We start from the raw sequence: 16,579 nt of genomic DNA, 5'->3' as shown, positions 1-16,579 counted from the left end.
TGCGGCTCTATTACAAGCGGAGAGGCCTAGCCAGCGATCAGCCTCGGTATTGTGGCGGAAGAGGCGCCCCGTGGCGAAATATCGCTTCGATCTCGGGCACAAATGCCTGCTCGGGCGTGTGCAGCACAAGGCCGGGCCGTATCGACATCGGGGCGCGGCTGCCTTTGATCCCCTCGACGATGACGCGGATGGCGGGTTCGCCGGCGCGGGCATGGATCGGCAGCACGGAGATCGATCCGAAGCGGCCTTCGAACGTCTCGAGAATGCGCGACAGGGCGTCGGCTTTGTGGATCATCGCGACGCGTCCGCCAGGGGCCGCCATCCGACACATGAACCGCGCCCAGACATCCAGCAGGTCGTCCGGCATCTGGTGCGAGACGGCCTTCAGCGGGCTTTCAGCGAGCGTGCTGCGGCGATCGTCGTGATAGGGAGGATTGGCGAGCACAACAGGGAAAGACTCGGATTTGATTTCGGCCACTTCCAGCGCCGCCGTGGCGCGTGCGAGATCCGTCTCGACGACGGAAACGCGGCCGGTCAGTTCGTTCCGCTGGACGTTGTCGCGGGCCAATGCGGCGAGGATTGGATCGCGTTCGAGGAGCACGGCGCGCGCACTTGGGCAACGGCGTGCCACGCAGAGGCCGATCACGCCAACGCCCGCGCCGACGTCGAGCACCGCCCCCGAGCCGAGCGTTTCAGGCGTCAGTATCGATGCCAGCAGAACGGCATCCGTTCCAGCCCGGTAACCATTCCGGGGCTGGAGGACGGTCAGCGCGCCACCCAGGAACAGATCGTCCGTCGTCGGCGCGACCGTTCGTCCGGGCGCCTCAAAGGCGTTCATTCTCGACAATCCATTGACCGAGACCGGCATCCTTCAAAACGCGACTTGCGCGGGACCAATGCTCGTCGGCTACAACCACCCGTCGCGGAAAGGCGCCGATTGACCCTTCCATCAGACTGATATTTCGATCAAATACCACCGCTTCGATACCCTGATCGGCAAGCAGGGCCTCGACGTAGCTGATCAGGACAAGGTCATTCGTCATAACCAGTTCGCGCATATCGACACTCGGCGAAAGACAGGGTCGGACGCGGGGCCGCAACGCGGCAGCGTCATTTCCACTATATAATAGCATGCCAGCATTTGAATGGGGATCAACTTGGGCCGTGTGATACCACTGGACGACCTTCGCGAGACGGGCCAGAAGCTGGAACCGCTTCTCGCCCTGGTCGCGGACGACCTCGAGGCGATTAATCGCATTATCCTCGATAAAGCGGTTTCCGACGTCGAGATGATCCCGGAACTCGCGCACCACTTGATTGACAGCGGCGGCAAGCGGCTGCGTCCGATGCTGGCGCTCGCGTCGGCGAAGCTGTGCGGATACGGCGGCAACGGGCACATCCGGACCGCCTCCGCGGTGGAGTTCATGCACACGGCAACGCTGCTGCATGACGACGTGGTCGACGAAAGCGCGACGCGGCGCGGCCGCAAGACGGCGCGGATGATCTGGGGCAACCAGGCGAGCGTTCTGGTCGGCGATTTCCTTCTCGGACAAGCGTTCAAGATGTTCGTCGACGTCGGATCGCTGCCGGTGCTGCGCATCATGTCGAACGCCGCCGCGACGATCGCGGAAGGCGAAGTGATGCAGCTCGCGGCCGCCAAGAATACCTCGACGACCGAAGACGACTATCTGGCGATCATCAACGCCAAGACGGCCGCGCTGTTTTCGGCAGCGGCGGAGTCGGGCGCGGCGCTGACGCAGCGCCCGCCGGAAGAGCAATCGGCGCTTCGCTCGTATGGCAAGAACCTCGGCTTGGCATTCCAGTTGGTCGACGATGCGCTCGATTATGCGGGCGACAGCTCGCGTCTCGGCAAATCGGTCGGCGACGATTTCCGCGAGGGCAAGATCACGCTGCCGGTCATTCTTTCGTTCCGTCGCGGCTCGCCCGAGGAACGCCAATTCTGGAACCGGACGATTGCCGACGGCGACATCAACGATGGCGATCTCGAGCAGGCCGTCGGCTTCATGCGCAAGCACAAGGCGATCGAAGCGACCTTCGAACGCGCGCGGTCTTACGGTGCAATCGCGCGCGATGCGCTGGCGATTTTCCCGGACAGCCGCGAGAAAGACGCGCTTGAGCAAGTCATCGCATTCTGTATCGGCCGCTCGCACTAAAGCGGCGCGTCGTTCTAGCCAAGCCGTGTCGGTCTGATCCACCAATTGGGCTGCCGTTGCTGGAGCGCCGACGCTCCGGCCTCAGCTTCCTGCTTCGTCGCGAACAGGGCGAAGCACGTCGGGCCTGCGCCGGAAAGCTGAGCGAGCAAAGCGCCTTCGGTGCGATGAAGCTCGGCGAGCACGGTCTCGATCTCAGGAAACAGTTTTTGCGCAGGCGCTTGCAGGTCGTTACCTCGCGCCTTGGCGTAGGCGCCGACGTCATGCACGTCTGACAGGCGGGGCGCCGGTTCGGTTTCAGGCGGAGCGGTGAGTGGCGCCGCGCCCAAGGCCGCGAAGACTTGAGACGTCTTGTTCGCGGGCACGGCAAGGAGCGGATTGACGAGCACCGCATGAAGATCGCGGGGCAGGGCGATTTCTTCGAGCGTTTCGCCGACGCCGGTCATGATGACGGGCTGCGCTCTGACGCAAACGGGCACGTCCGCGCCCAACGTACGTGCGATCGCGTGAAGATCGCGATCGGATAATCCGGGATAAACTTTAGAGAGTAACCGAAGCGTCGCGGCCGCGTCGGCCGAGCCGCCGCCGATGCCGCTCGCCACAGGCAGATTTTTTTCCAGCATCAGCCGGCGCAGCGTCATGTTCGGCGCCTTCGCGGCGAACGCCGAGATGGCTTTGTCGACAAGATTGCTGCCCGAGATGTCGCCCGCGAACGATCCCGTCGTTTCGACGCCTGAAGATGAACCCGGCGCGAGCGTGACCACGTCGCCGGCGTCGTGCGCGAACGCGACGAGACTGCGAAGCTCATGATACCCGTCGGCACGCCGCCCGAGAATTTCCAGCGTGAGGTTGATCTTGGCGGGAGCGAATTCAGACTGCAGCATGGGCTGTTTCGATAGTATCCAGAACATATGAAAACGGGCGCTGCTGCGCCCGTTCGTATTTCTCTAACAGCAGGAGCGACCGTTACTCTACGGCCCGGCCGCTCGGAGCAGTTTTGTTTTCACTACGCCGGCGCGACGACTCCATGCTCTGAACTTGCCGGGTCTTCTCGACGGCCTTGGCCTGAGCTTTGGTATCGAGGCCGCGTTCGATCTTCGCCTTGATCTTGTCGACGTCCTCGGGCTCCGGATTGAGCGACAGCGCCTGGCTCCACTGGAAGCGCGCTTCACGTTCGCGCCCGACTTTCCAGAACGCATCGCCAAGATGATCGTTCAGGGTCGGATCTTCCGGCTTGATCTCGACGGCGCGCTCGAGGAAGCGGACAGCCTCCTTGAAGTTGTTCTGCTTGTAGTGGGCCCAGCCAAGGCTATCGACGATATAGCCATCGTCGGGCTTCAACTGCACGGCCTTCTCGATCAGGCGCATGCCCTCCTTGAGGTTCTTGCCCTGATCGATCCACGAGTAGCCGAGGTAGTTCAGAACCAGCGGCTGATCGGGCGCGAGTGCGAGCGCCTTCTTGAGATCGGCTTCAGCGGCGGGCCAGTTCTTCAGGCGCTCGTAGGACGTTCCACGTGCGTAATAATAGCCCCAGTAGCGCGGATCGTGCTTGCCCAGCGCGGCGAGCGCACGCGTGAAATACTTGATCGCCTCGGCGTACTCCTTGCGCGCGCGCAGGATGTTGCCGAGCGCTTCCAACGGGCGGACGTCCTTCGGATCCTTCGCAGCGAGGCGCTCGAGAATGGCCTTTGCCTCGTCGACGCGGTCGAGCGAATTGAGATTGAACGCCTTGCGGATGTCGATGGCGCTCTGCAGCGGCGTGCCCTTCGGAATTCTATCGTACGTCGCGATCGCATCGTCGTAACGCTTGGCCGCTTCCTGAGCGTTGGCCAGCGCGGCCAAAGCAAAGGCGTGGTCCGGCTTCACGTCGAGGGCAAGCTGCAGATAAATCGTGCCGAGGCTGACGCCGCCTTCGCCGGTCAACGCTTCGCCCAAGCCGTAAAAGAGTTCGGCAAGACCTTCCGATGGTGTTGCGATCAGCAGTTCGGTTTTTTCGCGCTTGTTGATGCGCTCCAGCATTTCCTTCGCGAGCGGATGGGGATCGCCCTGGGTCTTGGAAAGCTGCTCGCGCATGATCTGCTTCGCGAGCTTGAAGTCGCCGTAATGCGCGGCGTGCTGAGCGTAGGCCAACGCCGTTCTGAGAGTCCGGCTGTCCTGGCGGAACATCTTCTCGTAGGTCGCGTTGGCGATTGCCTTGCGCCCGGCGATGTCTGCCATCAGCGCGCGATGGTAGCGCAAATAAAACTGCGCCCAGTCGGGTTGCTTGGGAAGATCGACAGCCTTCAGCGCGCCGTCCGTGTCGCCTGCGGCGAGGCGCGTCCAGCCGAGCGCGATCGCGCTCGTCAGTTCACCGATCGGATTTTCGGCAGCGGCTTTGAAATGGCTTTCGGCTTGCGGATAAGCTGCGGATTTGAACGCCGTCACACCGAGAAGGAATTGGGACATGCGATGCGACTCGCGCGTGCTCGCGAGTTTTTCGGCAAGCGGCACGGCATTCGACCAGTTGCCAGACATCGTCTCCATCTGGAAGGCTTGTTCCAGAAGGACCTCATTCGATGGATCACGCTCGAGCGCGCGGCCGTAAAACTGCGCAGCATCTTTCGTATCCTGAGCCGTGCGTGCGAAGCGCCCAGCGAGGTAATTTCCAAGCGCCGATGTCGTGAGCGAGTCCGGACTGGGGTCCTGATCTTGAGAGCGGGCTGGCGCTTGGCTGAAGAATCCGGCGATCGTCAAGGCGACGGCGCCCAGCCCCACGCTTAGCGCACGTCCGAGGGATCCCCGCATTGAACGTTCCTCTATGTTACGGAGCCGCACTGATTCCGAAGAAGCAAGCCTAGCAAACCTGATACACCCTTGGCGACACGCTTTAGGTGAAAAATAGGAAATGAACGGGTGATGGCTCGCGGACAGCGCTTGCCTTATTCCGCTTCGACCTTGCCCATCACATCAGCCGGATACGCCGGCTCCGCCCTTCGGCCAGGCACCTAGCGCCTCACATTCCGGCATAATTGGGACCGCCGCCGCCTTCCGGGCAAACCCAATTGATATTCTGGCTCGGGTCTTTGATGTCACATGTTTTGCAGTGGACGCAGTTCTGGGCGTTGATCTGAAATCTTGGATCGCCCTTATCGTCGCGGACGATTTCATACACCGCAGCCGGGCAATAGCGCTGCGCAGGCTCGGCGTAGAGCGGCAAATTCACGGCAATCGGGATCTTCGGATCGAGCAGCTTCAAATGAACCGGCTGGTCTTCCTCGTGATTGGTGCCCGAAAACGAGACGTTCGTTAGCCGATCGAACGTCAGCTTGCCGTCAGGCTTCGGGTAGGTGATCGGCTTGAAATCCGCCGCTTTGCCGGTGGCGGCAGCGTCATTCTTTCCATGCTTCAGCGTATAACCAAGGCCGATGCCCGAAATCAGCGTGTTGAGCCATAGGTCGATGCCGCCGAGCATGACGCCGAGAATGGTTCCAAATTTCGACCAATAGGGTTTCATGTTCCGCACGCGCTTCAAATCGCGCGCGATGTCGCCACTGCGGACATCGGCTTCATAGGCGGTCAGCGTGTCGTGCTGGCGGCCGGCTGCAATCGCATCGAACGCGGCGTCGGCCGCAGCGATGCCCGACAGCATAGCGTTGTGACTGCCCTTGATCCGCGGCAGGTTCACCATTCCGGCCGCACATCCCAGAAGCGCGCCGCCCGGGAAAACGAGATCGGGCATCGACTGCCAACCGCCTTCGGTGATGGCGCGGGCGCCGTAGCCGATGCGCTTGCCGCCTTCGAAGACGTCGCGAATGGCGGGATGCGTCTTGAAGCGCTGGAATTCTTCGTAAGGCGAGAGATACGGGTTCTCGTAATTCAGGTGAACGACAAACCCGACGGAGACCAGGTTGTCTCCGTAGTGATAGAGGAACGAGCCACCGCCCGTTCTGTTGTTCAGCGGCCATCCGAACGAGTGCTGAACATATCCGGGGCGATGTTTCTCCGGTGCAACCTGCCACAACTCTTTTAGGCCGATGCCGTACTTTTGCGGTTCGTGTCCTTTGGCGAGATCGAAGCGGCGGATCAGTCCCTTCGACAGTGAGCCGCGCGCGCCTTCCGCGACCAGCGTGTACTTGGCGCGCAGTTCCATGCCGCGCACGAACGCGTCGTTCGGCTGACCGTCGCGGCCGACGCCCATGTCGCCGGTCGCGATACCGACGACCGCGCCATTGTCGTCATAGAGAACTTCCGCGGCGGCAAAGCCCGGATAGATTTCAACGCCCAGTTCGGCCGCCTGCTCGCCGAGCCATTTGCAGAGCGAGCCCAAGCTCACGATGTAGTTGCCGTGGTTCTTCATCAAGGGCGGCATCGGCCAGCTCGGGAGGCGAACGTCGCCTTCCGGTCCGAGCACGAGAAACACGTCTTCGGTAACGGGCGTTTCGACGGGCGCTCCGCGTTCTTTCCAATCCGGGATCAGGCGGTTCAGGCCGATCGGATCGATGACGGCGCCCGACAGGATATGGGCTCCGACCTCGGACCCCTTTTCAACGACGACGACGGAAATTTCCGCGCCCGCGGCTGCAGCTTTCTGCTTGAGGCGAATGGCGGCCGCGAGACCGGCTGGTCCTGCGCCGACGATCACGACGTCGAATTCCATTGCCTCGCGCGGGGGCAAACCCGTTTCCTCCGCGGTCATCGTCATTTTGTATCCGTTTTCTGAAAAACCATCGATTTCGATTAGGTCGCCCGTCTGGAGGCGTCAAGTTGAGCGAAGATCTTGCCGCCAGCGGCGCGCCGCCGCGTGCATCCGGCGAACAATACCTTTATCCTGACCCCGATGACCAAACTGGCTTCCCGAGAGGAAATGCTTGCGCTGCTCGATTGGTTTCAAGCCATGGGGGCCGATGCCGCTGTGGATGAAACGAGTTGCGACTGGCTGGCACGCGGTCCGACGCCCCCCGGCGCGGCGTTCGCCTGGCCTCGGCCGGACGATGCGCCAGCGCGAGTGCCGCCCGAGAGCGCGTCGTCGCGACGTCCCGTGCCACAAAATCCGCCGGCGGACGTAACCCGCCCGAGGGCTGCGACACCGCTCGGCGCCAGCGAAGCCGAGACTGGTGCCCGGCGAATCGCGCGCGAGGCGCCATCGCTCGAAGCGCTCGAAGCCGCGCTCAAGAGCTTCGACGGCTGCGGCCTCAAGGCGACCGCGACGAAACTCTGCTTCTATCGCGGCGCTCCGGCCGCCGACCTCATGATCGTCGGCGAAGCGCCGGGCCGCGATGAGGATCTGGAAGGAAAGCCGTTCGTCGGCCGCGCGGGCCGGCTGTTGGACAAGATGCTCGCCGCCATCGGGCTCAGTGAATCCGACGTGCACATCACCAACATCGTCTACTGGCGGCCGCCGGGCAATCGCACGCCGACGCCACAGGAAGCCCTCGCCTGCCGCCCGTTTCTCGAGCGCCAGATAGAGCTAGTCGCTCCGAAAATCGTCGTGGCCGTCGGCGGGTCCGCCGCAAAGGAGCTTTTCGGAGTTGCCGAAGGCATCATGCGGCTGCGGGGAAAGTGGCGGGAGTTGACGGTCGGCGACCGCAAGATCCAGGCGCTCGCGACGCTGCATCCCGCCTACTTGTTGCGGACTCCGGCCGCAAAAAACCTGGCATGGCTGGATCTGTTGCAGATCCGATCCAAGCTTTGAGCATCCGAAGCATATTCTGTTAATTTGATGCTTCTTTCACCGTGCTTCCGGTTCTTCGCAGTGAAGCGACCCGCATCTCAAAATTCGATAAAATTTTAGACATTCACTTAAGCCGAGGGAAAACTGCACGCGCCTTATGGTGCATACGGACCAATTCACGTATTTCAGTAGGGCGGCCTCCGAGTGGCCGGTGCCGCAATGTACAATCCTCACTCGATCCTGCTCTATCTGCGCCCGACGCGCTTGATCTACGTCCGCGCGACAGGATCCTATGGCGACGTCATTCCTAAAGCCTGGGAGCGTCTGTTCCGGCTGCTCGACGACCGCGGACTCTACGAGTCGATCGGGCGGGGTTACGGCATGGCGCACGATAATCCGCTCGACGTCGGTTCCAAGAATTGCCGATACGACGCCTGCGTTGAAATCCGATCCAGCATCGAAGAGAGGTCGCTGCCCGAGTTCGGGATCACGACGCTTCCCGCCGGTCCCTACGCCTGCCACCGTCTCTCGGGAAGCTACGACCAGATGCGGTCCGCCGTCGAAAATGTTTACGCGCGGTTCCAGCCGTTGCCGGGACTTTGTTTTGATCAACATCGCCCGGTCGTTTCGATCTATATGGACAATCCGAACAATTATGCAGACCAGGATTTGCGCTCCGATATCTGCGTGCCGGTAAGCACCGTCGAAGAGATCATCCCATCACGCATGGCCGCGAACTTTTAGGCCGACGCGGCGCTTTCGCCGCTGGACGAAGATCAGCCATACGGCCAAAGTTCGTGCCTCTGTTCGTCCGTGACGCGAGGACTCTCCAATGGCCGGCATCGACCCAAATCGTACTTTCATTCCGGTCAGGATTGCCGTTCTGACGATGTCGGACACGCGCTCGGCAAGCGAAGACAAATCAGGCGACCTGCTGGCGAAGCTCATCACCGAAGCGGGCCACGTCGTCGCCGATCGCAAACTGGTCCGAGACGACGCGAACGCTATCACAGCCGCCGTCAAAGGTTGGATCGACGACTCGCAGATCGATTGCGTCATCACCACAGGCGGTACCGGCTTTACAGGCCGCGACGTGACGCCGGAAGCCGTGAAGCCGCTGTTCGAAAAGGACATCGAAGGCTTTTCGATCCTGTTTCACATGCTGTCGTATCAGAAAGTCGGTACGTCGACCGTTCAGTCCCGCGCTTGTGCGGGCGTCGCACACGGAACGTATATCTTCTGCCTGCCGGGATCGCCCGGCGCGTGCCGTGACGCGTGGGACGGCATCTTGAAGTTTCAGTTCGACGCGCGGCACCAGCCCTGCAATTTCGTCGAGATCATGCCGAGGCTCGAAGAACACCGGAACGCGGGTTAAGACGCCGCGCCCGCGCGATAGAGCCGCGCGATCACGTTGATCGGAAGCCCCAAGCCAAAGAGCGCGTGACAGATCTGGTTGCGCAGCGAGCGCAACAGATAGCCGTCGCGCCGGTAGAGTTCGGACGACGCGATGGCTTGCGCGTCGAGCATCGCCAAGCGCCGACGGCCGAGGCGGCGCGCCAGATCGACGTCTTCGAGCACCGGCAAGTCCTGATAACCGCCGACGGCGTCAAACAACTGACGCGAAATGAGCAAGCCCTGATCGCCGTACGGCATCGGCGAGAGTTTGCATCGCATTTGGAACAGACGCTCCAACAGGCGCGGCTTGAATCCGGTGTCATCAATGCGAAAAGCGAATGCGGCGGCAGCGGGCGAGCGCTCGCCGAGATCGACGCTGCGCATGAAGGCGGTGGCGCTGCGCTCCCAACATTCCGCGAGAACCGTGTCGGCGCTCAAAAACAATAGCCACGGAAAGCGTGCCCGGGCCGCGCCTTGCGCGAACTGCCGACCGCGTCCTGGCGCGTTCGAGATGAAATCGGCGCCTGCGAGATCTGCGATTTTCGCGGTTTGATCCGTTGAGCCGCCGTCGACGACGATTACCTGGCGGACGATACCGTCGATCGCCGCCGGCACGAGGGCGGTTAGCGCGGCCCCGAGCGTGTGCTCCGAATTATGCGCAGCGACGATAACCGTGATCATGCGTGTTTACTGGCACGCGATCACCCGAGCGACAAGCGCAGTCCTCGCCGCATGCCGCCCAGCGCGAAGATTCCGGAAGAGTTTTGTTCTTTATTTGTTCTCGCTTCTTTGCTACAAGAGGGCATCGCAAATGAAAGGCTGCCGTGGCTTCCTCTCGCGAACCCGAACATCCCAACGATCGCCACGTTCACGTCGTCGATGTGGAGCGCCGGCGCGGCCGGGGTGCGCGCTCGAACGCCAGCGGGCGTTTCGAGAAAGACGTGCACGAGGTCTTTGACGACGGCTGGGAAAGCTTGGCCGAACTCGGCGCGTTCAAGACCGAGGTGTTCGAGGACACCGCGAAATCAATCATCGCGCGCAACGACAGTCCCGACATTTCGTTTGAAGCGTCGATCAATCCGTATCGCGGCTGCGAGCATGGCTGCATTTATTGCTATGCGCGGCCGAGCCATTGCTATCTCGGGCACTCGGCCGGGCTCGATTTTGAAACGAAGCTCTACGCGAAATCGGAAGCCGCCACGCTTTTGGAGCGCGAGTTCGCCAAGCCCGGCTACCGGCCGTCAACGATCGCGCTTGGCGGGAACACTGATCCTTATCAGCCGATCGAGCGGCAGCGAAGGATCACGCGGTCGATCCTCGAAGTCATGGCGCGGACGAACCACCCGGTCGGCATCATCACCAAGTCGGCGCTCGTCGCGCGCGACATCGATATTTTGCAGCCGATGGCGGCGAAGGGCCTTGCGAAAGTCGCCGTCTCGATCACCACGCTCGACCGGCATGTTGCACGGGCGATGGAGCCACGGGCCGCAACCCCGTCCCGGCGCCTCGAAACCGTGCGACAGCTCTCGCAAGCTGGAATTCCAGTCACCGCGATGGTTGCGCCGATCATTCCGGGACTTACCGATCACGAGATCGAGCCCATCCTGGAGGCTGCACGCGAGGCGGGCGCACGGGATGCCGGTTACGTGCTTCTGCGGCTGCCGCTGGAGATCAAGACGCTGTTTCGCGAGTGGCTCGCGGAGGAATTTCCGGGGCGCGCGAGCCGGGTGATCTCGCTTCTACAATCCATGCATGGCGGGCGGGATTACACGCCCGAGTTTGGGATGCGCCAGCGCGGCAAAGGCCCCTATGCGACGCAGATCGCATTGCGCTTCAGGCTCGCGAAGCAGCGGCTCGGGCTCGGCGGCGAACGCGGCGCGATGCGAACAGATCTGTTCGAGGCACCAGGCGACAGGGGAAAACAACTGAAGCTGCTTTGACGGGTGCTTGCGCGATGATCACTCTCGCGCATGAAGATTGCTGATTCGCGCATCAAGCCGACGTTCGAACTCGAAGCCGCCGAGCATCAGCTCGGATCGCGTCCGATCGCGGGCGTCGACGAGGCCGGACGCGGACCTTGGGCCGGGCCGGTCGTGGCGGCGGCAGTCATCCTCGATCCCGACAAGATCCCGGCGAACATCGACGACAGCAAAACGCTCGATGAAGATTCGCGCGCGTTCCTTTACCGGCGTATCATGAAGGTCGCGATCGTCGGCGTCGGCATTGCGGACGTCGAACGCATCGATCGCGAGAACATTCTCGGCGCGACGCTGTGGGCAATGGCTGAGGCCGTCAGCCAGCTCGGCGAAACGCCCAAGCTCGTCCTCGTCGACGGCGACAAGACTCCGCGCATCCCGATGTCGGTCCGCGCCATCGTCAAGGGTGATTCAAAATGTCTCTCCATCGCGGCGGCATCGATCGTCGCCAAGGTTACGCGCGACCGTTTGATGATGGATTTCGCGCGCGCCTATCCGGGCTACGGCTTCGAACGGCATAAAGGTTACGGAACGCCGGAACACCAAGCAGCCATTGCAAAACTTGGCGTCTCGGCGCTGCACCGCCGCTCGTTCCGGCCGGTGCAATTGGCGTTGGGCCTCGTCGACGAAAAGGCTTCGCGACGGCGTGCGCAGCTCGGATTCGGGTTGCAGGTGGAATCGAAAATATAAATTTCTTCGCACCTTGATGCGTATTCCCAGACGCCGCCGATCATGTACAAAGATCGTCGGCACGCCTGTGGATATCTCGCGGCGACGCCTCAGTGATCGTAGCGTTACGGGTAGTGTGTATGGTGTCGCGTCGCGTCAAGGGCCGCTCCGAGAGCGGACGGATTCTCGTTGGTGATTGCATCAACGAACTGAAGAAGATCGCCACGGCAAGTGTCGATCTCGTTTTTGCCGACCCGCCTTACAATCTGCAACTCGCGGGCGACCTGCTCCGGCCCAACAACACGAAAGTCGACGGCGTCGACGACGCCTGGGACAAGTTCCAGGACTTCGCCGAGTATGACTCGTTCTGCCGCGCGTGGCTGAAGGAATGCCGGCGCGTGCTGAAGCCCGACGGCGCGATCTGGGTCATCGGCTCCTATCACAACATCTTCCGCCTCGGCGTCGCGATCCAGGATCTCGGCTTCTGGATTCAGAACGACGTCATCTGGCGCAAAGTGAACCCGATGCCGAACTTCCGCGGCAAGCGCTTCACCAACGCGCATGAGACGATGATCTGGGCGGGCCGCGATCGCAAATCGCGCGTGACGTTCAATTACGAAAGCCTCAAGGCGTCGAACGACGACCTGCAGATGCGCTCCGACTGGCTGTTCCCGATCTGCTCGGGCCCTGAGCGGCTGAAAGACGACGGCGGACGCAAGGCGCATCCAACGCAGAAACCGGAAGCGCTTCTGCATCGCATTATGATCGCGTCAACGAAGCCGGGCGACACCGTCCTCGATCCCTTCTTCGGAACGGGCACGACGGGCGCGGTTGCGAAGCGCCTCGGACGCAAGTTCATCGGCATCGAGCGCGACACCGACTATGCGCGCGCCGCCGATGAGCGCATCGCGAAAGTCCGGCCGCTCGATCTCGACGCGATCGAGGCGATCCCGTCGAAGCGCAACGAACCGCGCATTCCGTTCGGGCAAATTCTCGAGCTTGGCATTCTCGAACCCGGACAGAAACTGTTCGGACCGCGTCGTGAAGTGCGCGCTGAAGTTCGCGCCGACGGAACGCTCGCGTGCGCCGGTCAGCAAGCATCGATCCATCGCCTCGGCGCGATGGTGCAGGGCAAGGCTGCGTGCAACGGTTGGACGTACTGGCACTTCGAGGCGGAAGGGAAACTGAGGCCGATCGACGTGCTGCGCGGCGAAGCCAAGCGGCAGCTCGGGCTCGGCGGTTCAAGCTCGGCATCGATGGGCAAATAACCGATCTCACTCGGCGTTCATCCCGTGCGCGATGACTTTTTTCATCACGCTCGGGAGCGCCTGGGCGTGCAGATAGCGACGCTGAACCCAGCGGCAGCGATCCTGCTCGGCCCAAAGCGTGAAGCTCGCATCGACCGGCACGATCGCGCGATAGACGACGAGTTCGAGCCGGAAATGCGTGAACACGTGCACGACCGATCCCGGCACCGTGATCCACGACGTGGTCACGGGCGCTGAGCGCAGAGCTTCTCGCTTCGAGGGGGACGCATCACCCCAATGGGTCGAAGGAACTTCCAGCATGCCGCCGAGCAATCCCGCTTCGGGCCGCTGGCGGAGGAGCACCGCGCCGTCCTCGCGCTGGACCAGGAACGCGATGCCGAAGCGCGACGGACGTGCCAGTTTCTGGGCTTTGATCGGCAGGGTCTCCGCAATTCCGCGCGCGCTCGCGGCGCAATCGGGCTGTACGGGACACACAAGGCAGGAGGGATTTTTCGGCGTGCAGATTTCCGCACCCAAGTCCATCACCGCCTGCGCAAAGTCTCCGGCGCGCCGGGCTGGCGTCAGCGTGGCGGCGAGATTGCGGATTTCCGACTTTGCCGCAGGAAGCGGCTGCTGAACCGCAAACAATCGCGAGACGACGCGTTCAATATTACCATCGACGGGCGTCGCCTTCTCGCCGAAGGCAATCGCCGCAATCGCCGCTGCCGTGTAGGGGCCGATGCCCGGTAGCTCACGCAGTTCGCCTTCAGTGCGTGGAAACACGCCGTCAAAGTCGCGGACGACGGCGTCGGCGCAGGCTTTGAGATTGCGCGCGCGGGAATAATAGCCGAGGCCCGCCCACTGCTGCAGGACTTCCTCAAGCTGAGCGGCGGCGAGCGCGGCGACGTTCGGCCAGCGTGCGACGAACTTCTGAAAGTATGGAATGACGGCCTTCACCGTCGTCTGCTGGAGCATGATCTCCGACAGCCAGACGCGATAGGGATCAGCTTTCTTGCGCGGTCCGTAACGCCAGGGAAGATCGCGGCGCTCGGCCTCGTACCAGCGGAGCAACGCCGCGACGGTGTCCGGACCTGCCGGCCGGAGAGGCAACTGCTTCTGAGTTTTCTGAGGAGCGCCCATGCGTCTCCCGATCTCTGGTTGCGCCGGACTCTCGAATCGCGTCGACAATGGTAGTTGTCCTGTACGATACCACAAGCCAACTCGAGCGTCGGATTGCCATGAACGGCAAACAACCCACAGCCGTTGCGCGGCCGCTGCCGGCCGACAAGCGCGTGTCCAAGGGCTATTTCGCCCGCTCGGTTGGTGCATATGTGCCGAAAGTTGTAGCGGCGGCATTCGAAAAATACGGATTTCACACTGCCGAAATCATGACGTCGTGGGAAACGATTGTCGGTGCCGATCTTGCGCGGCTGACACGTCCCGACGCCATCAAGTGGCCGCGCGGCGCCAAGGGGCGGGTTGCGTCCGACGATGACGCACAGACGGCCGGGGCGACGCTCATCCTCGCCTCCAACCCCGCGTTTGCGCTCGAGGTTTCGTACCGGACGCAGGAAATCATCGACCGGATCAACCGCTACTTCGGCTACCGCGCGATCGCGCAGCTGCGCATCGTTCAGGCGCCAAAGGCGGAAACACCGGCCAAGACCGAGCCAGTTCGCTATGCGCCAGCCGTCCCTGCTCAGGGCGCGACATCGCCGATCGCAGAAGGTCTGAGCGGGGCGCTCGCGTCGCTTGCGAACAATATCAAGGCCGCCTCGCAACCGCGCTGAGCCGCCGCAACTTCATTAAATAAGCGTTCAGTTGCTATTCAGCGCGCTTTCGGCTTATTCGAGCGCGATAAACGTGCCAGCGCCGGACGTGCGGTCCTGTGCGCGACATAACCCGAAGAGGAGTCACGACCTTGAGCGCATTCAATGACCTTCTTTCGGGGCGTTCCGTGTCGCGCCGTGCAGCATGGCTCGGCTTGGCGGCAACCATCGCCGTCAGCGGTTTCGCGATTGCCGCGTCCGGACCTTCGTATGCTCAGCGCAAACAGGGCCCGTCCGAAGTTTCGGTCGATGAGCTGATGAAGGCGTCGGACCTTCCCGATCTCACGCTCGGATCGGCGGACGCAAAAGTTACGATCGTCGAATATGCATCGATGACTTGCCCGCACTGCGCGCATTTCGAAAACGACGTTTTCGACAACCTCAAAAAGAAATACATCGACAGCGGCAAAGTTCGCTTCGTCTATCGCGAGTTCCCGCTCGACAACCTCGCGGCCGCCGTCTCGATGCTCGCTCGCTGCGCAGGCGGCGATAAGACGTTCCCGCTGATCCAGACGTTCTACGCCAAGCAGGCCGACTGGGCGTTTACGCAAGGCAACCCGGTGCCGAAGCTTTTCGACATTGCCAAGCAGGCTGGGTTTACGCAGGAAAGCTTCGACAAGTGCCTGACCGACCAGAAGCTTCTGGATCAGATCACGGCCCAGCGCACGCGCGCCAGCGACACGTTTGGCGTCAATGCCACACCTACATTCTTTATCAACGGCAAGAAGCTTCAGGAAACGCCAACGCTCGAAGCTTTCGATAAGGTGATCGAGCCGCTGCTGGCGGCGAAGTAACCTCGGGACTTCTTCATGCCGCTGATCCGCGTTCTGGCCTTTTGCACCGCCATTGCCGTGGCGGCAGCGGTCGGCGGATGCGGCGCGACGCTTCCGCAAACGGCGAGCATAACGAGCGACGGAAACGCAGGCGCTGCTTATCCGTCGATCGCATCGGAGCAGCCGGAAGGCGTTCCGAAGCCGTTCGGCGCGGCTGACGAACCCGCACGCACGGGCCGCGAGGTCATTGCGAATCCGACGATCGCCGACGTGATGGCGCCGAGTCCGCTTCCGGAAATGAGCTGGGGCAACGCCAATGCGCCGGTGACGATCGTCGAATATGCGTCGCTCACCTGCCCGCATTGCCGGAACTTCCACCTGACCGTCTATCCGGATTTCAAGCGGCGCTTCATCGACACGGGGAAGGTCCGGTACATCCTGCGCGAGTTCCCCATCGGGAAAACGTCCGGGAACGCGACGATCGCACTCAGGTGTGCGCCGCCCGATAAGTACCTAGATCTCTTCGGGAAATTCATGGAGCAGCAGTCTTCGTGGGTGTCCCAGGAAGTGCGGCTCGACGCGATTTATGCCGTGGCGCGACAGGTGGGGATGACTCGCCCGCAGTTTGACGCCTGCTTGCAGAATCAAGGCATGATCGAAAACCTCAAGTGGGTAAAGGATCGTGGGCGCAAGCTCGGCATCGTTGGAACGCCGAACTTTTTCATCGGCAGCAAGCTCATCAAGAAAGAGCTGACGATCGCGGAGATTGCCGACTACGTCCAACAAGCCGAGCAGCACGGTGGGACGCCAACGGCGGCGGCAAGTCCTTAGCGCTGATCTCGCGACAGGTCCTTGGCCACTCTGAGCAG

The 16,579-nt window shown here is 62.1% G+C and carries 17 protein-coding genes; 10 read left to right on the top strand and 7 right to left on the bottom strand.

The genetic code is table 11. The annotated features are described in order from the left end of the window. Nucleotides 1-37: 37 nt before the first annotated feature. Both HYPGJ_RS14010 and HYPGJ_RS14005 read right to left on the bottom strand, forming a co-directional pair. The gene (locus HYPGJ_RS14010; RefSeq protein WP_046847693.1) at nt 38-838 is read right to left on the bottom strand and encodes a methyltransferase; all 801 of its coding nucleotides are present in this window, start codon (nt 836-838) and stop codon (nt 38-40) included. Next, nucleotides 825-1,058, bottom strand: coding sequence for a DUF2007 domain-containing protein (locus tag HYPGJ_RS14005; RefSeq protein ID WP_046847692.1), 234 nt, complete (start codon nt 1,056-1,058; stop codon nt 825-827). Before HYPGJ_RS14005 ends, HYPGJ_RS14010 begins: the two co-directional genes overlap by 14 nt. Nucleotides 1,059-1,145: 87 nt before the next feature. Here HYPGJ_RS14005 and HYPGJ_RS14000 point away from each other — a divergent pair, with 87 nt between their 5' ends. Next, on the top strand, nt 1,146-2,174 hold the full coding sequence (locus HYPGJ_RS14000; protein ID WP_013216823.1) for a polyprenyl synthetase family protein: 1,029 nt from the start codon (nt 1,146-1,148) through the stop codon (nt 2,172-2,174). A gap of 14 nt (nt 2,175-2,188) precedes the next feature. Here HYPGJ_RS14000 and HYPGJ_RS13995 read toward each other — a convergent pair whose 3' ends face one another. From HYPGJ_RS13995 to HYPGJ_RS13985, 3 genes are all read right to left on the bottom strand, one after another. Continuing rightward, nucleotides 2,189-3,055, bottom strand: a complete 867-nt coding sequence (locus HYPGJ_RS13995) for a 4-(cytidine 5'-diphospho)-2-C-methyl-D-erythritol kinase (RefSeq protein WP_046847691.1) — start codon at nt 3,053-3,055, stop codon at nt 2,189-2,191. An 82-nt stretch (nt 3,056-3,137) separates the two neighbouring features. Continuing rightward, nucleotides 3,138-4,955: a tetratricopeptide repeat protein gene (locus HYPGJ_RS13990; protein ID WP_046847690.1), complete on the bottom strand. Its 1,818-nt coding sequence runs from the start codon at nt 4,953-4,955 to the stop codon at nt 3,138-3,140. Nucleotides 4,956-5,163: 208 nt separating this feature from the next. Beyond that, nucleotides 5,164-6,852, bottom strand: a complete 1,689-nt coding sequence (locus tag HYPGJ_RS13985; RefSeq protein WP_046847689.1) for an electron transfer flavoprotein-ubiquinone oxidoreductase — start codon at nt 6,850-6,852, stop codon at nt 5,164-5,166. A gap of 135 nt (nt 6,853-6,987) precedes the next feature. On the opposite strand from HYPGJ_RS13985, the gene HYPGJ_RS13980 reads away from it, so the two are divergent. From HYPGJ_RS13980 to moaB, 3 genes are all read left to right on the top strand, one after another. Beyond that, nucleotides 6,988-7,842, top strand: a complete 855-nt coding sequence (locus HYPGJ_RS13980) for a uracil-DNA glycosylase (RefSeq protein WP_046848422.1) — start codon at nt 6,988-6,990, stop codon at nt 7,840-7,842. 183 nt (nt 7,843-8,025) lie between these two features. After that, nucleotides 8,026-8,565, top strand: coding sequence for a GyrI-like domain-containing protein (locus tag HYPGJ_RS13975; protein ID WP_244466155.1), 540 nt, complete (start codon nt 8,026-8,028; stop codon nt 8,563-8,565). Between the two features lie 88 nt (nt 8,566-8,653). Further along, entirely contained in the window at nt 8,654-9,196 is a 543-nt protein-coding gene (gene moaB, locus HYPGJ_RS13970; RefSeq protein ID WP_046847687.1) for a molybdenum cofactor biosynthesis protein B, read from the top strand. Here the strand turns inward: moaB and HYPGJ_RS13965 are convergent. Next, on the bottom strand, nt 9,193-9,897 hold the full coding sequence (locus HYPGJ_RS13965) for a glycosyltransferase (RefSeq protein WP_046847686.1): 705 nt from the start codon (nt 9,895-9,897) through the stop codon (nt 9,193-9,195). The two genes, moaB and HYPGJ_RS13965, sit on opposite strands and share 4 nt — an antisense overlap. Nucleotides 9,898-10,040: 143 nt before the next feature. Here HYPGJ_RS13965 and HYPGJ_RS13960 point away from each other — a divergent pair, with 143 nt between their 5' ends. The 3 genes from HYPGJ_RS13960 (at nt 10,041) to HYPGJ_RS13950 (ending at nt 13,129) form a co-directional block, all read left to right on the top strand. Continuing rightward, nucleotides 10,041-11,156 (top strand): PA0069 family radical SAM protein, encoded by a 1,116-nt coding sequence (locus tag HYPGJ_RS13960; protein ID WP_046847685.1) that lies wholly within the window; start codon nt 10,041-10,043, stop codon nt 11,154-11,156. 30 nt (nt 11,157-11,186) lie between these two features. Beyond that, nucleotides 11,187-11,882, top strand: coding sequence for a ribonuclease HII (locus HYPGJ_RS13955; RefSeq protein ID WP_052750912.1), 696 nt, complete (start codon nt 11,187-11,189; stop codon nt 11,880-11,882). Nucleotides 11,883-12,001: 119 nt separating this feature from the next. Next, on the top strand, nt 12,002-13,129 hold the full coding sequence (locus tag HYPGJ_RS13950) for a DNA methyltransferase (protein ID WP_046847684.1): 1,128 nt from the start codon (nt 12,002-12,004) through the stop codon (nt 13,127-13,129). A 6-nt stretch (nt 13,130-13,135) separates the two neighbouring features. Here the strand turns inward: HYPGJ_RS13950 and mutY are convergent, their stop codons facing one another. Then, nucleotides 13,136-14,248 (bottom strand): A/G-specific adenine glycosylase, encoded by a 1,113-nt coding sequence (gene mutY, locus HYPGJ_RS13945; RefSeq protein WP_046847683.1) that lies wholly within the window; start codon nt 14,246-14,248, stop codon nt 13,136-13,138. A gap of 98 nt (nt 14,249-14,346) precedes the next feature. Between mutY and HYPGJ_RS13940 the strand changes: the two genes are divergently transcribed. The 3 genes from HYPGJ_RS13940 (at nt 14,347) to HYPGJ_RS13930 (ending at nt 16,541) form a co-directional block, all read left to right on the top strand. Beyond that, complete coding sequence (locus tag HYPGJ_RS13940; RefSeq protein WP_046847682.1) at nt 14,347-14,898, top strand: DciA family protein; 552 nt, start codon at nt 14,347-14,349, stop codon at nt 14,896-14,898. Nucleotides 14,899-15,029: 131 nt separating this feature from the next. Next, nucleotides 15,030-15,731, top strand: coding sequence for a DsbA family protein (locus HYPGJ_RS13935; protein ID WP_046847681.1), 702 nt, complete (start codon nt 15,030-15,032; stop codon nt 15,729-15,731). Nucleotides 15,732-15,746: 15 nt separating this feature from the next. After that, the gene (locus HYPGJ_RS13930; RefSeq protein ID WP_046847680.1) at nt 15,747-16,541 is read left to right on the top strand and encodes a DsbA family protein; all 795 of its coding nucleotides are present in this window, start codon (nt 15,747-15,749) and stop codon (nt 16,539-16,541) included. Nucleotides 16,542-16,579 lie beyond the last annotated feature (38 nt).

This window comes from Hyphomicrobium sp. GJ21, assembly GCF_001006785.1.
Classification (GTDB): domain Bacteria; phylum Pseudomonadota; class Alphaproteobacteria; order Rhizobiales; family Hyphomicrobiaceae; genus Hyphomicrobium_B.
The sequence above is the reverse complement of the archived record's forward strand: the minus strand, read 5'-3'. Positions and strand labels throughout refer to the sequence as shown.